This is a genomic window from Rhizobium favelukesii (assembly GCF_000577275.2).
GTDB lineage: Bacteria > Pseudomonadota > Alphaproteobacteria > Rhizobiales > Rhizobiaceae > Rhizobium > Rhizobium favelukesii.
In genome coordinates this window covers 1,482,515-1,495,936 of the sequence record NZ_HG916855.1, presented here as the reverse complement: position 1 = coordinate 1,495,936, position 13,422 = coordinate 1,482,515, and the positions used below count along the sequence as shown (strand labels likewise).

The 13,422-nt window shown below is 59.1% G+C and carries 12 protein-coding genes and 4 pseudogenes; 4 read left to right on the top strand and 12 right to left on the bottom strand.

Features of this window, described 5'->3' with window-relative positions; all coding sequences use genetic code 11:
* Window positions 1-48 precede the first annotated feature (48 nt).
* The 4 genes and pseudogenes from LPU83_RS74970 to LPU83_RS73570 form a co-directional block, all read right to left on the bottom strand.
* Window positions 49-326, bottom strand: a pseudogene (locus tag LPU83_RS74970) (ABC transporter ATP-binding protein/permease); the annotation flags it as partial.
* A gap of 278 nt (window positions 327-604) precedes the next feature.
* Window positions 605-1,759, bottom strand: coding sequence for a molybdopterin-dependent oxidoreductase (locus LPU83_RS70550; protein ID WP_024317207.1), 1,155 nt, complete (start codon window positions 1,757-1,759; stop codon window positions 605-607).
* Between the two features lie 230 nt (window positions 1,760-1,989).
* Window positions 1,990-2,459: pseudogene (locus LPU83_RS74965) on the bottom strand (ABC transporter ATP-binding protein/permease); the annotation flags it as partial.
* Between the two features lie 154 nt (window positions 2,460-2,613).
* A pseudogene (locus LPU83_RS73570) lies at window positions 2,614-2,936 on the bottom strand (glycoside hydrolase family 43); the annotation flags it as partial.
* A gap of 256 nt (window positions 2,937-3,192) precedes the next feature.
* On the opposite strand from LPU83_RS73570, the gene LPU83_RS70535 reads away from it, so the two are divergent.
* Entirely contained in the window at window positions 3,193-3,582 is a 390-nt protein-coding gene (locus tag LPU83_RS70535) for a helix-turn-helix domain-containing protein (RefSeq protein WP_024317211.1), read from the top strand.
* A gap of 30 nt (window positions 3,583-3,612) precedes the next feature.
* On the opposite strand, the gene LPU83_RS70530 is transcribed toward LPU83_RS70535, so the two are convergent.
* The 5 genes from LPU83_RS70530 to LPU83_RS70515 form a co-directional block, all read right to left on the bottom strand.
* Window positions 3,613-3,882 (bottom strand): hypothetical protein, encoded by a 270-nt coding sequence (locus LPU83_RS70530; protein ID WP_024317212.1) that lies wholly within the window; start codon window positions 3,880-3,882, stop codon window positions 3,613-3,615.
* Window positions 3,883-3,959: 77 nt separating this feature from the next.
* On the bottom strand, window positions 3,960-4,694 hold the full coding sequence (locus LPU83_RS70525) for a TfuA-like protein (RefSeq protein WP_029710289.1): 735 nt from the start codon (window positions 4,692-4,694) through the stop codon (window positions 3,960-3,962).
* Entirely contained in the window at window positions 4,691-5,950 is a 1,260-nt protein-coding gene (locus LPU83_RS70520) for a YcaO-like family protein (protein ID WP_024317213.1), read from the bottom strand. The genes LPU83_RS70525 and LPU83_RS70520 overlap by 4 nt, the downstream gene beginning before the upstream one ends.
* 12 nt (window positions 5,951-5,962) lie before the next feature.
* Window positions 5,963-6,094: a hypothetical protein gene (locus LPU83_RS75265; protein ID WP_258579725.1), complete on the bottom strand. Its 132-nt coding sequence runs from the start codon at window positions 6,092-6,094 to the stop codon at window positions 5,963-5,965.
* Between the two features lie 125 nt (window positions 6,095-6,219).
* Window positions 6,220-8,166: an AfsR/SARP family transcriptional regulator gene (locus tag LPU83_RS70515; RefSeq protein WP_024317214.1), complete on the bottom strand. Its 1,947-nt coding sequence runs from the start codon at window positions 8,164-8,166 to the stop codon at window positions 6,220-6,222.
* 46 nt (window positions 8,167-8,212) lie between these two features.
* Between LPU83_RS70515 and LPU83_RS70510 the strand changes: the two genes are divergently transcribed.
* On the top strand, window positions 8,213-8,368 hold the full coding sequence (locus tag LPU83_RS70510; protein ID WP_157997407.1) for a hypothetical protein: 156 nt from the start codon (window positions 8,213-8,215) through the stop codon (window positions 8,366-8,368).
* Between the two features lie 38 nt (window positions 8,369-8,406).
* Here the strand turns inward: LPU83_RS70510 and LPU83_RS70505 are convergent, their stop codons facing one another.
* Window positions 8,407-9,447, bottom strand: a complete 1,041-nt coding sequence (locus LPU83_RS70505) for a glutamine synthetase beta-grasp domain-containing protein (protein WP_024317215.1) — start codon at window positions 9,445-9,447, stop codon at window positions 8,407-8,409.
* A gap of 484 nt (window positions 9,448-9,931) precedes the next feature.
* On the opposite strand from LPU83_RS70505, the gene LPU83_RS70500 reads away from it, so the two are divergent.
* The gene (locus tag LPU83_RS70500) at window positions 9,932-10,132 is read left to right on the top strand and encodes a DUF2735 domain-containing protein (protein WP_024317216.1); all 201 of its coding nucleotides are present in this window, start codon (window positions 9,932-9,934) and stop codon (window positions 10,130-10,132) included.
* Window positions 10,133-10,341: 209 nt separating this feature from the next.
* Window positions 10,342-11,369: pseudogene (locus LPU83_RS70495) on the top strand (TIGR03862 family flavoprotein).
* Window positions 11,370-11,639: 270 nt separating this feature from the next.
* Here LPU83_RS70495 and panB read toward each other — a convergent pair.
* Window positions 11,640-12,461 carry a 3-methyl-2-oxobutanoate hydroxymethyltransferase gene (gene panB, locus LPU83_RS70490; protein ID WP_024317218.1) on the bottom strand — a complete coding sequence of 274 codons (822 nt, stop codon included), beginning with the start codon at window positions 12,459-12,461 and terminating at the stop codon, window positions 11,640-11,642.
* Window positions 12,461-13,336 (bottom strand): pantoate--beta-alanine ligase, encoded by an 876-nt coding sequence (gene panC, locus LPU83_RS70485; protein WP_024317219.1) that lies wholly within the window; start codon window positions 13,334-13,336, stop codon window positions 12,461-12,463. The genes panB and panC overlap by 1 nt, the downstream gene beginning before the upstream one ends.
* Window positions 13,337-13,422: the final 86 nt, after the last annotated feature.

The following is a 13,422-nucleotide window of genomic DNA, read 5'->3' as shown; positions in this document are numbered from 1 at the left end:
CAAGCAGCGGCCATACGACACTCAGGCCTCCCCCGCGGAACAGCGCCGCCTGACGGCCGGGATCAGCGTGATCAGCGCCGTCCCGAAGATGGCAGCAATCTGGCTGTGCATGAGGGCCGAGATGAGAAGCCCCATGCTGTTGGTGCCGGTGACATCGATCAGCGCGGCGAGCGTGAATGTCAGGAAGCTCCCGGTGAAGGCACTCGGAAAATGAAAACAGCAAAAGCTGCCAGCATGAAGAAATTGAGCATCGCAAGCGCGATGTAGGGTAGCGGCTTGCCGAATAGGAATTCGATACGCGTGACGGGCGTCGCGTAGAAATTGATGAATGGCTTATCCCGTTCGCGCAGGTATCAACACATGTAGCGTTGCGCAGGCCGTATCTCGCCTGCTCCGACGTAGGGCGGGATGAGCGAGAGGGCATCATCGAGATCGACGAGTCCAAAGTGCCCTTCCGGCGCAAGGCCGAACCGCAGTTCCGGCGGACTTATGAGATTCCGCGTTCGGGCACTCGAGCTAAGGTACATGGCTCTATCGCGCCAGCGCAAAAGACTGTGACGCGCCTCCCCATGAACCCAACCCGACGTATCTCGCAGCAACGTGCTCACGAGATGCGGATGTGGCGTGTCACCTGGCCATTGCTTTCCCAGTATGTGTGCTTTTTGGCGATCAAGGGATCGTCCATTGCCGGTTGTATCTGCCCAGTAGTACTGATCGCGCGTGAGGTCACAGTATGTTCTCCAGGAGAGGGATTTGCCCAATCCAAGGACCAAATTTTCCAAGCGTGTTCGGCTTCCTCACTGTGATCGATGATCGCTGGTTTCCATGGCGTTTGATCGATTTGTACTTCGACCCGGTCAATCGGTGCCCCCCAGGCCGCGCCGATAATGCGGTAACCTGAGCCTGTCTGGGTGACCTTTGCGGGCGCGGACTTTATCCGCGCTCGGCCGACTGAGGTCTCGATCCACCTGGTCTCGCCGTTGTGCTCTTCCTCCCGGATGGTGACGTAGTCTCTCGCCATCAACAGGCTCATGAAGCGGGTATCGCGAACTTCGATTTCCTTCAGCCACTTAACGTTGGCGATTCCGTACCAGCCCAGAGCAATCAGCCGCAACGGGAAGCCGTTGGGCGTCGGCAGGCTCGCGCCGTTCATTTCATAACAGAGAAGATTGCCGGGGTTCATCGCGTCGGCGAACGACATGCTGCGAGCGAAGTTCTGTTGCATCTTGATGTCGCGTATTTCGACGTCGCCTTTGTCGGTACCGAAGAAGACAACCTCGATGCCACTATCAAGGACCCCGGCTTCCTGCAGAATCGGCGCAAGCGGCGTGCCTGCCCAGCGGGCATTGCCGATGCCGCCGGTGAAGAATGGGAAACCGTGGTTGCCCGAGCATTCCACTGTGAAAACGACCTCCTGTCGCGGTCGCGCCTTGATGTCAGCGAGCGTCAGTTTTAACGGCTTCTTGACCAGGCCGCCGATATCGAGGGACCACGATTTCTCGTCAATCGTCGGTCGATTGAAATGCGCGATGCTGAAGAACTTGTCATTTGGAGTTATGAAGGTATCCAAATCTTCCCAGACGAGCTGCGTCTGGATAACGGCCGGATTTGGATTTTCCGTCGGCTGATCGAGCCACGGAATAACCTTCTCGCCCGTCTGCGTCGGAAAAGCGTTGACCCCCGAAGCGTACAGACCCGCGATTGCGGCGAGAACCGCACTTCCTTGAACGATAAATTCTCTGCGTTGAAGATCAGGCATGTTCTTCCCTCCCGGATGCCATCCGGAACGGGCTGCAATGCGCCTTAGGCCGGAGCCTAAAGAACGGATATGCGCACGATGTTTACCCCACCCGGAAATGTCCCCGAACGAAGTCAAGCGTCAGCTTCGCATATCAAACATGCAGCGCCGGACGACTTCTACTTTGCCTCGCATCCCTAATATGCGCGATTGCGAAAATAGTCCATAGTTGTGGACAGAGTGTTATGACGGCGGTACCGGATCTCGAGCTGGAAATTGCCGGTATCGGTTGTCCCATAGAGCTGACGTGCCTTGCGTCCCAGCCAGTCGGCATGCATTGCCTGGACATACCCCCCAATGGTCTCGGTGCGTCTCGGCATCGCTCCGTCGATCCATGCACCGACCTCGACGCCCTGCCCGGAATTTCGATCACAAGGCTGAGTTCGCCCGATCGTATGCGTCGGTCCAAGTCGTCGTAGTCGACAATCGGCGGCTTCTCGTCAAAGTACCGGGATCCGGAAAGCTGGACTTAGTCTTGGCAGATCGTGGTGTCATCGCGGTCAAGCACGGCGAACGAGAGGTTCTCAACCTCCATATTGATGTGGTAGCCGATGACGAACATCAAGATGACGCTGCCGACAATGGCAAGCGTGGCGCAGATGGGATCGCGCTGTAGCTCGAGCGCCTCTTGCCTCGTATAGGCAAACATCCGGCGCGTGTCGAAAAGCCGGCGAAAGCCGTATCCCGGGCCGCCGCCCGCCGACGAACCGAGGCTGCAGGCACGGCAAAGCTTGCGGGTGCCTCGTCCTTCGTACCTATCGGATCTTCGAGAAAGGCTACGAACGCTTCCTCCAGCGCAACGGCAGCGGGGCATGCTCAGCTTCGCGCTCTTTGACGAGGCTGTTTGCGGTATCGACGCCAATGACAGCCCGGTGCAACTGCGCGGCCGCATGGCGGAGGCGCGCTTCAAGCTGCTCGGTATCCATTCGGGCGAGCACCTGCCCCGCATCAACGAAATCGCCCTCGTTGACGAGAATGTCCTGAATGCGGCCGGCAGTCTTTGTCGAGATATCGATCTGGTGGCCTCAATGCGCCCATTGCCGCCGGCAATGCCATCAGGGAGACGGTTATCGGAGAATTTCAGCCAAGCGTAATACCCTCGACCGCGACAATGGAGAGTAACGCAAGCAAAAGCCAGCTCTTCGTCGACATCAGAACCGCTCAACTTGAAGCGAATGGCCGACCACGATCTATGGTTGCTTTCAACCATAACAGCGATTTGACGATGCAAACAATCGCCATTCAGACGGATGGTCGAATCTTCAATACGTTGAGCCCAGGCGCTCTGTAGGCGATAAAAAACGAATCAACACAATTGATCCGATCAATTATCTCCGTTAGGTTGATTGCTGGCATAATAGTCGCGCAACAACCGGCGTTGGAAGGAGAGAGCCATGAAAGATGGACCCCATGCAGTTGATATTCACGTCGGGAAGACGATCCGCATAAAGCGTCTGATGCGTAAAGTATCGCAGACCGAACTTGGCGATAGGGTTGGCGTCACCTTCCAGCAGATTCAAAAATACGAAAAAGGTGCCAACCGCGTCTCGGCGAGCATGCTGGTCGAAATCGCCGGTGCTCTCGATGTGGACGTCCGAACTTTCTTCGAGGACGTCAGCACTGCGAATGACAATCCGACGCCCAGCGACGAATTCGTTGTTTCGCGCGATGGCGTTCTGCTCAACGCCGCCTTCCTGTCGATCAAGAACGAGGCGGTTCGCAAGAAGATCGTAAAGCTCGTGCAGGCAATTGCCGGCATGGAGCAACTGGACGACGCCGAGTAACAGCACGGTCCGAACGCCCCGGCCTGATCGTCAGTGGCAATCGAGAAGCACCAGGTTCTCGCTGGCATCTTTCATCGCGACCTGCGTCTTGGTGCCGATCAGCTTTTCGAGATTGACATCGAGTTCCCGCTCGGGGTCGATGCCGTCCCAATCAATGACGACCTGAAGAAGAGCCATATTGGTCAAGTGCGTCAGATTATGCAGCTTGAGCTTTTGGGCTTCATCCTTTGCGGCCGAGAGCAACCGGAAGATTCTGGCGTACTCGCTACCCGTTCCCTCGTCCCTCGTTAGAATGTTCATTGCCACCGCCTTCTTTGCTGATGAGCCTTCTGGGCTTCAACGAGATCCCATCATTCAGGTCCAGCGTTACTCGGGCGTTACAGGCGTGACAGCCTCGTGACTTCCGCCCGCAAATGCTCAAAGTGAGACGTCGCGGCGAAGCCCCAGTCACGCTCCTGAGCGGCAAACTCCACGTCCTGCAGATATTGCAACACGAGTTCGGCATCCTGACGCTTGCGCTCGATCTTTCGCGATCGAACGATCCGCAGGATCTCCTTGGCCCGGCCGTCCTCGGAAAAAGCGCAGCCTTCGATGACCTTGGGATAGGTGCGCTCTGAAAAGTGGAGGAAGCGGCCGGCAAGCAACAGCATCTTGTGTTCGGCAAGCGAGACCGCACCCGTCCGGTACAGGTCATCGATCGTCGGCTGAAAATCCACCCAGGGGATCGAGAGCGGCAGCCAGCCGAGCTCTTCGGGTGCATGCACGAGCGCCACGGCTTCATCGTCGATCAGGCGACCTTGCGCATAGTCCTCGTAGATCGAGCCAAGGCCGACCATGCCGAACGCCGCGCATTCGGCCGCGCGAAGCGCACCCATGCTGGCGCCGCCGACGACAACGACATTGTGCTGCAATGCGTAGAGGATTTCCTTATGCCATACCGAAGGCACTTCCCCGAAGTAGCCATCAACAATCCCGATCGCGTGCGCACCGTCCTCTACGGCTTGCAATATGTCACCGCGTGCAGCCGGCCCGCGAAAATGGATCGACGGGTTTTTCGCGCCAAGCGTGCGAATGTCGGCGCCGAAGCTCGGCCCTGCGAAGATAACCTTCATTGCATTGCTCCCTGCATGGCGTTGACGGCGCGCAACCCGAGTTGGATGTATTCGCCGCTGACATCCACCTCGAGACCGGGCACGATCATGCGGACGACCGAGACCGGCAGGCGCGGATGGGGAAGCGGTACGGCCACCACCTGATCGATACCTCTCGACGTTAGGCGATCGAGAATTTGCGAGATGTTTTCCTGAATGGTGCGCGGCGAAGGTTCGAACGAGAATGTGGGAGCGGCTGGCGTTTCATCGCAGAGATTGATGAGCTCCTGCATCGGACCGCCGTCGTCGAGCCTCTGGTAAAGACGCGGCGAAAAGTCGTCACGACTGCCGGCAATTGCTGTCAAGCGGCTCTGCGCTGCCTCGGTGATTGCGCGCAGCGCTGCGCGAACAGGATCAGGATGGCATCCACATCCGCCACAAACATGGGTCCAACGCGCATCCACACGGTCCCCGAGATTGCCCGGAATGATAACGGCCAGAAAGCTCGGAACGCCAATATCGGTCGTCATGTCGAGGAGCAGCAGACGCATTCCGGCACGCTCGATGCGATCGACAATGATATCGAGCACGGGGTCGCCGAATGCAGTCGGATCAATGCGCGCGCCGCGCAGTTGCTCGTATGGGCGCAACTGCGTCAGCGCAAAGGCGTCGCGTTCGACCAATTCGCAAAGGCCGTGAAGCACGGCTTCTGCCGGCCGGTTTCCCGATGCGAGGCCATCGCTCGACTGCTCGAAACCGGATGGCCGAACGCCCCGATGGTCGAGGCCGACGAGCGGCCAGGGTACGAAGACTGGACGGTTGGAGATGATGTCCAGGCCCTCGCCCCAGGCAATAGGCTCGGAACCGATCTCGGAAGGAACGCAACGCGCCACCGAATCGAGGTCGATCATCGGCGCATCCTCAGCCCTCATTCCGGCCAGAGTGGCAATCACAAGGTCGCTCGGCTGGTTTTCCGCAACGCGTGTCTCAACGGCCTCCATCGCCGCCGAGGTCATTGCCGCCTCTTCGTCGATGCCCTTACCCTGGAAGACGGAAAGCGTGTAGCTGTTGGGTCGCGTGGCAAAGGCTACGGGGATCTCAAGAAGGTCAAGTGCGGTGAGCAGCCCCACCCGGGTAATGCCAAGTTCCTTGAAATGCGGCTTGATGGCCGCGAATGTCTGTCCAGGCGCCAGCGAGCGGTCGTGGTAGCTGTTGATACCGGCCGATGAGAGACTGAGATCTTGCGCCAGGCGCTCGAGTGCGGTCTGAACAGACATTCGCATGAACCCTCAACGGAACTTCAGGGCGTGAACGATGTTTGCCGTGGCGTTCGTGTCGAGTTGCACGGCCTCCTGCTTCAGGACGGCCTGAGCGGCGGCCGAAAGGCGGACTGCAACTGGCTTGATGTGAACCGTCGTCATTGTGTCATCTCCTTGCTGGAAGCAGCATTGAGCTGCGGACAGCTGAAGATGCCTCGGCGGGCGTTATTTCGGCGTGACCGAGATTCGCGCTAAGAAGGAGGTGAAAACGCTGAAGTTGTAACGCTTCAGGACAATCCGGCCATGCGAAGGCCGTCAATCAGCTGACGGGTGTCGTCCGGATTGCGATCGGGCACGAATTGCCAGACATCGTCGGTGCGGAAATCCGGGAAATTCTCGAGGACGATGGCGGCATAGCGCGACGCGGTTCTAAGATCGCCGTTCTTTGCATGAGCCGCGGCCAACAAACGCGAGGTTGCGGGACGATCCTTGACGCGATCCAGGACCTCGATCGCCTTGGCGTAATTTTCCTGGACGAAATGAATGCCACCGAGATTCCAATAGTAGTAATCCGGCGGCAGCGGATTGAGCTTGAGTGCCGCCAAACTCAACTCCAGTGCCCGTTCACTCTGTCCGTCATGCAGCAGCGCATCCGCATGATCGGCGAGGATGTCGGCGTCATTCGGGTTGAGCATCTGTGCTTCGGCAAAGAAATCGAGGCTGTCGCTGAAGCGGCGACGGTAAAGGGCCACGAAGCCCAACTCGCGCATCGCCCGACCGCTGTTCGGGTCGCTGTCGCGCGCAAGCCAGGCCGAGTGATCGGCGTCCTCCAGCAATTGCGTGTCCTTCATTCCGCGCACCAGCCATTCCATGCCCAGCACACGTGCCATTCCCGCGTGCGCGGAGGAGAATTTGTCGTGGCGTGCAAGCGCTGATTTGAACCATTTGCGCGCCTGGCGCAGATGCTGAAGATCAGTCTTCGAAACGAGACGCTTTCCTTCAAGGTATAGCCGATAGGCCGACGGGTTGACGTCGTGCGTCATATCCAGCAGCTCGCGGCGCTCGATCGTATCGGCGAGTGTCATCACGATACGCCGCGCAAGCTGACCGAAGGACTGATTGACCTTCTGCATGGCGAGAGGAAGGTCGATCGCCCACAGCACCTCGGCGGTCGAGGTCTTGGTCAATCGGCAGGTCGAATAAATGTCTTCCTCGCGACCATGGATCGTGACGTATACAGTATAGTCAAACCGCAGTTCAGGTGGCGTTGGTGCCGCAATGGCGCCTGCAAGAGTGCGATTGACGATTTCCAGACTCGTATGGGCAGCAATGACCTTGAAGCCGCGCTGCTGGCTCAGGCCGATCGTCACCTCTTCCAGCAAGGCTCGTCCCACGCGCTGCAGCACCGGATCCGACAAGATCGTATCCGGCGGCAGAATGAGGACGCGGGGCTGCCCGACCGGGTCGTTGGACGCGTTGCCTGATACGGCAATGGGGGAATTAGCCAGCATGGCGGGTGCAATGATGCCGAGTTCGTGAGCGAGTGCCTGCGTCACCGCATCGGGTTCCGCACCGTAGTCGTTCTTCAGCTCACTGCGGCAGCGCAAATACGCCTGGCGCGCTGCCCCAAGATCTCCGGCCTCGACGTGCCTTTTCATCAGCGCCCTGCAAGCGACCTCGTTTGCAGGATCGGCCTCAATGAGCAACCCTGCGAGGAAGAGGATATCGCCAGACGTGCGCTTCTCCGGCGTTTCGAGCAGCGCAACGATATGTGCTTCGCGGCGCTCAGCGACGCGCTGTCGTTCCACGCCGACGCGCTCTTCGGCTTCAATCGTCGGCGCTTTGAACCCCTCGACAAGATCCCCGCGAAGCAAATCCCATGCAGGACGTGGCAACGGCGCAGCGGTATTGCTCAAGGCGAGGACGTCAGCCTCCCACCCCTCGTCGTTGAACGCGACATGGGTCTTGGTCGCCTTGATGAGGCGCGGCATGCCCTCCGGAACGCTGCGATCGATACGAGCCAGCAGCTGGCGCAAGCTCCCGGCCCGCTGTTTGGATTGGTCCGATTGCCAAAGGATGGCGCGCAGGATTTCGCGGTCCATGGAATATTGGGGCGCGGTCACCAGGAAGGCGAGCAGCGCATAGGCTTTCTCCGGCAACGCAATCTCACGCTCCCCTGCGAAAAGCGCGGGCGTTCCGAGTAGGCGCAGGATATGGCTCTGTTTCCCTGTCACGGGCAACTCGCGATTGGAGGATCCGCAACGAGTATAGGACCAAACAATGACAACGCAAAAGGATTATGCTTGTCCGGTTGAAGTTTTCAACCACTGGCTGATTTTGGTGGATGACTCGGCGAACGCATGCCAACGCGAAGGCTGTTTCGGCCGAAATATCAGCGTCAATCAGACCGACAATATCAAAAAATGGCGCCGATAGTCGCTCGGCGCCATCACATGCAACGCAGAATTGGTAACCTAGGCAGCGGCCGAAGCAAAACCGGCGGTCGGAACTTCCGAGATCGTCTTTAGCACCTGCGAAGCGATCTGATAGGGGCAACCTTGGGAATTCGGGCGACGATCTTCCAGGTAACCGCGATAGTCGTTCTTGATAAAGGAGTGCGGAACGCGGATCGAGGCACCACGATCGGCAACACCGTAGGAGAACTTGTTCCACGGAGCCGTTTCATGCTTGCCGGTCAGGCGCTTGTCGTTGTCCGGGCCGTAAACGCTGATGTGGTCCATCAGGTTCTTGTCGAACTGCGCCATCAGAGCTTCGAAATAAGCCTTGCCGCCGACTTCGCGCATGAACTTGGTCGAGAAGTTGCAATGCATGCCCGAACCGTTCCAGTCGGTATCGCCGAGCGGCTTGCAGTGATACTCGATGTCGATGCCGTACTTTTCCGTGAGGCGCTGCAGCAGGTAGCGAGCCATCCAGATCTGGTCGGCAGCGCGCTTGGAGCCCTTGCCGAAAATCTGGAACTCCCATTGGCCCTTGGCCACTTCGGCGTTGATGCCTTCATGATTGATGCCGGCTGCGAGGCACAGGTCGAGGTGCTCTTCAACGATCTCGCGGGCGATCGAGCCGACGTTCGAGTAGCCGACGCCGGTGTAGTACGGGCCCTGCGGAGCCGGGTAGCCGCTTTCGGGGAAGCCGAGCGGACGACCGTTCTCGTAAAAGAAGTATTCCTGCTCGAAGCCGAACCAGGCGTCCTCGTCGTCGAGGATGGTGGCGCGGCTGTTGGACGAATGCGGGGTGATGCCATCCGGCATCATGACTTCGCACATCACGAGAACACCGTTCGTGCGCGCCGGATCCGGATAAATCGCGACGGGCTTCAGCACGCAGTCGGAGCTGCGGCCTTCTGCCTGCATCGTCGATGAACCATCGAAGCCCCAGAGCGGGAGCTGCTCGAGCGTTGGAAAAGCATCGAATTCCTTGATCTGCGTCTTGCCGCGGAGATTTGGTACCGGGGTGTACCCATCGAGCCAGATGTACTCGAGCTTATACTTTGTCATTTGCGATTCTCTCAAACATAAATCGTGAGCAAATCCTCAAGCGAACCCGACCGTTGAGGCGACCGGACCGCGAAGGGATGCCAAATCATATGCACGTTGCGTGCCAGTTTATCACGGGTAATTTGGGATCGTCCGATCGAGCCTGAGGGCGGGTCTGGCCGGCGTCAATTGCGGAGCGCGGAACTGACTGTAGACTCAATCAGTTAGTCACCGGAGGAATTTGTCGCGCGCGAGTCTTCCCACGCGCCAGCGAGAGCCGACCAAGGCTCGCAACATTTTTTCGCAAGTCCACTCAACTGATTCTTATTTGTGCAGATGATGATATTTTATGCTCCGTGAGATTCTGATTCAAACGACAGCAGAATTGCGTGCCCATAATTGCGACAAATATTGCATTTTTTTCAATCAGATCGCGCAATTCCTGTGCAAAGCTGCTATAGTCATGGCAACGTCCTTTGGCGTGGGATGAACAAGGAGGCATGGTATGGCCATTGGTGTGCATCACGAGACGGCAAAGATTTACGCCTTTCCGAAGCGCTTCGCTGCGACAGAGCGTCGCCCGGCGGTTGATATTGAACGGGATATCATCCCGTCCGTCTACGATAGTTGCTGGTATCACGACGAGGCGATCAAAGAAGCCGCAGATCCTGCACAGCCGAAGTTCACGCCTCGCATCGTGGATTGATCTTCCCTCTGATCGTGCCGTCGCCATGGTGACGGCAGATAAATTCCAGGCTCGACGCCTTGTCTTCCTTGAGAGTGGGCGCCGGGAACAATCTGCACATAGCACCTGAGAACCCGAGCGCGGGAGGTCGATCCCCGCGACGATACTCTTGCACATGGCGCTTTGGCGGGCCATGAGAGACCTTCGATATCGATCCTGGGCGATTTTTGATGGTCAAGAAGCAAATCGCGATCCTCGGCGGCGGCCCGGCAGGCCTGACTGCCGCCGAAAGCCTGTCATCGCTCGGGCACACGGTCACCGTCTATGAAGCCATGCCGACGGTTGCACGGAAATTTCTCCTTGCCGGCAAGTCCGGGCTGAACATTACCCATTCCGAGGATTACGACGGCTTCGCATCACGCTTCGGCGCGTCGAACGCCCGCCTTCGCGACGCACTGGATGGCTTCGAGCCGTCCGCGGTTAGGGCCTGGGCGGCAGGACTCGGTGCCGAAACGTTCGTGGGATCTTCGGGGCGGGTGTTTCCGACGGCGATGAAAGCGTCACCGCTTCTTCGCGCCTGGCTGCGAAGACTTGAGGCACAGGGCGTTCGGATCCTGACCCGGCATCGCTGGCTGGGATTTTCGGACGAGGGCTACGTGATCGCAACGCCCGAGGGTGCAAATGTGATCCAGCCGGACGCAGCCCTGCTGGCGCTTGGCGGGAAGAGCTGGCCGCGGCTCGGCTCCGATGCCGGCTGGCTGCCTTGGCTCCGAGCGAAAGGCATCGCAGTCGATGACTTTCAGCCCGCCAATTGCGGCTTCGATGTCGATTGGAGCGACTATCTGCGGCAGCAGTTTTCCGGTGAGCCGGTCAAATCGGTCGCGGCGACCTCGACGGCGGGCACCATTCCAGGAGAATTCGTCGTCACCCGGCATGGCATCGAAGGCAGCCTCGTCTACGCTCACGCTGCGGCGTTGAGAAAGAGCTTGGCGGCCGGGCAAACCACAACCCTTGACGTCGACTTGACGCCTGGACGCGCACAGGATCGCATCGCCCGTGCGCTTGGAAGGCAAGATCCGAAAGCTAGTTTGTCAAACCGGCTTCGAAAGGCTGCCGGGATCGACGGTGTGAAGGCGGCTCTTCTACGCGAGCTCGCAGGTGCCGGGAAGCCCCCACCGGTGGCTATCTGTTGACGGCATGCTTCGCCAGCGGGCGGGCCGCCGCCCTTGGGATCGGGGCCTGGCTCAGCAGGGGCTAAATTGTCCGACATTGGCTGCGGGCCAAGGGCCGCGTTCTCGCTTACATGACCTCCGGCAGGCGCTGAGACACCCTGAAGATAGTGGGCCATCGCCGGGCACTGCCCTTGCCATCGATGACATGGCAAGACTGGAGATTGAAGGCCGGCGTCTGCTTCTGAAGCGTCGCGGCTTGCCAGTGACATCGACGTGGTCATGATCAACGGCCATAGCTTCCCCGCCCACAAGGGCGGACCGTGCTCGTCGCTACAATCCGACCTGAGGCGAGAGCCCTACCGCTTCGGTTGAAACGTATGCTCCTTGGCTGGAAATTTCCCAGTTCGGACCTCCTCGGCGTAGGCCTCAGCGGCTTGAGAGACGAGCGGGCCAAGATTAGCAAAGCGTTTGACGAAACGCGGCATGAAATCGTTGAAAAGACCGAGCATGTCGTCCGATACCAGCACCTGCCCGTCGCAGGCAGGCGACGCGCCAATGCCGATGGTTGGCACGCCAAGCGAAGCAGTGATGTCGCGGGCAACGGGTTCGACAGTTCCCTCGACAACAACCGCGAAGGCACCGGCCTCGGCGACCGCCAGAGCGTCGCGCCGAATCTTTGCCGCCTCCTCATCTGAGTGTCCGAGCGAGCGAAAGCCACCGGCCGTGTTGACAAGCTGCGGCATAAGCCCAACGTGAGCGAAAACTGGAACCCCTCTTGCAGTCAGGAAGGCGATCGTCGCCGCCATTTCCTCCCCGCCCTCCAGCTTGACGCCATCACAGCCGGTCTCCTGCATCAGCCGCACGGCGCTGCGAAACGCCTGTTCCTTTGATTCCTGATAACTGCCGAAAGGGAGATCAACGATGACGCAGGCATGCGACGCGCCGCGCATGACGGCACGGCCGTGGGCAACCATCATGTCGAGGGTCACGCCAACTGTCGTTTCCATGCCGTAAAGCACCATGCCGAGCGAATCGCCGACAAGGAGAAGGTCGCAGTGGGGATCGAGCAGGCGGGCGATCGGCGTCGTGTAGGCCGTCAGGCAGACGACGCGGTCCTTGCCCTTCATCGCGCGGATCGAGGCCGTCGTTAGCCGCTTCTGCTTGCTATGGGTGCTCACTATGCCGCCCTCGAATTCTTGATCGATTTGGTCCCGATGACCCTGTTGTCGAGAAGCCGCGTGGTGCCGATGCGCACAAAAAGTGCAACAAGCGCAGACCCCGATTGCAGCGAGGACAAGCTCTCAAGGGTTTCAGGATGGCGTACGGCGACCACTTCGGGTGTGGCAAGCGGCTCTGCCGCGATGAACTGCCTCAAGGCGGCCTCCAATTCCTCGGGGCTATCGCAGCCCTTCGCATAAAGCCGCTCGGCTTCTGCCAGGGCATTTGGAACGACAACGGCCGCGGCCCGTTCGCGCGCGCTGAGGTAGACATTGCGCGACGAGCAAGCAAGCCCGTCCGCTTCGCGCACAGTCGGCACGGCAACGATGCCAACCGGCTGAGCGAGATCCTCGGTCATCCGCTTGATCAGCGCCACCTGCTGATAGTCCTTCTCGCCAAAATAGGCGCGATCGGGCTGCACGAGGTTGAAAAGTTTCGTGACGACGGTCGCCACACCCGCGAAATGTCCTGGCCGGACCTCCCCTTCCAGCTGGTTTCCGAGCGTTGGGACATCGACGAGCGTCAGCATCGGTCGTGGATACATTTCGCCGGCGTCAGGTGCAAACAGGACATCGACGCCGGCAGCCTCGAGCATTGCGCTGTCACGGGCCAGATCGCGCGGATATTGGGTCAGGTCTTCGTTGGCGCCGAACTGCAGCGGGTTAACGAAGATCGATACAACGCTCACTTCGTTTTCGGCGCGCGCGCAAGCGACCAACTCCATGTGACCGACATGCAGGAATCCCATGGTCGGCACAAAGCCGATCGTCTTGCCGTTACGCCGATAGGTGTCAAGCTGATCACGCAATTCTGCGATCGTGCGGATCGTGCGCATAAAAACCTCCTCCGAATTCCCCGAAGCCTGAGAGCAGGCCGGACAAATGGTGGCGGATAGAACGCGATTTGACGAAAAGCGTCAAC

Coding starts and splice junctions, on each gene's coding strand:
- LPU83_RS70500 (WP_024317216.1), top strand. CDS start 9,932: ATGGCCATTGGTGTGCATCACGAGACGGCAAAGATTTACGCCTTTCCG.
- LPU83_RS70535 (WP_024317211.1), top strand. CDS start 3,193: ATGAAAGATGGACCCCATGCAGTTGATATTCACGTCGGGAAGACGATC.
- LPU83_RS70530 (WP_024317212.1), bottom strand. CDS start 3,882: ATGAACATTCTAACGAGGGACGAGGGAACGGGTAGCGAGTACGCCAGA.
- panC (WP_024317219.1), bottom strand. CDS start 13,336: ATGCGCACGATCCGCACGATCGCAGAATTGCGTGATCAGCTTGACACC.
- LPU83_RS75265 (WP_258579725.1), bottom strand. CDS start 6,094: ATGACGACGGTTCACATCAAGCCAGTTGCAGTCCGCCTTTCGGCCGCC.
- LPU83_RS70550 (WP_024317207.1), bottom strand. CDS start 1,759: ATGCCTGATCTTCAACGCAGAGAATTTATCGTTCAAGGAAGTGCGGTT.
- LPU83_RS70505 (WP_024317215.1), bottom strand. CDS start 9,447: ATGACAAAGTATAAGCTCGAGTACATCTGGCTCGATGGGTACACCCCG.
- LPU83_RS70525 (WP_029710289.1), bottom strand. CDS start 4,694: ATGAAGGTTATCTTCGCAGGGCCGAGCTTCGGCGCCGACATTCGCACG.
- LPU83_RS70520 (WP_024317213.1), bottom strand. CDS start 5,950: ATGTCTGTTCAGACCGCACTCGAGCGCCTGGCGCAAGATCTCAGTCTC.
- LPU83_RS70510 (WP_157997407.1), top strand. CDS start 8,213: ATGACAACGCAAAAGGATTATGCTTGTCCGGTTGAAGTTTTCAACCAC.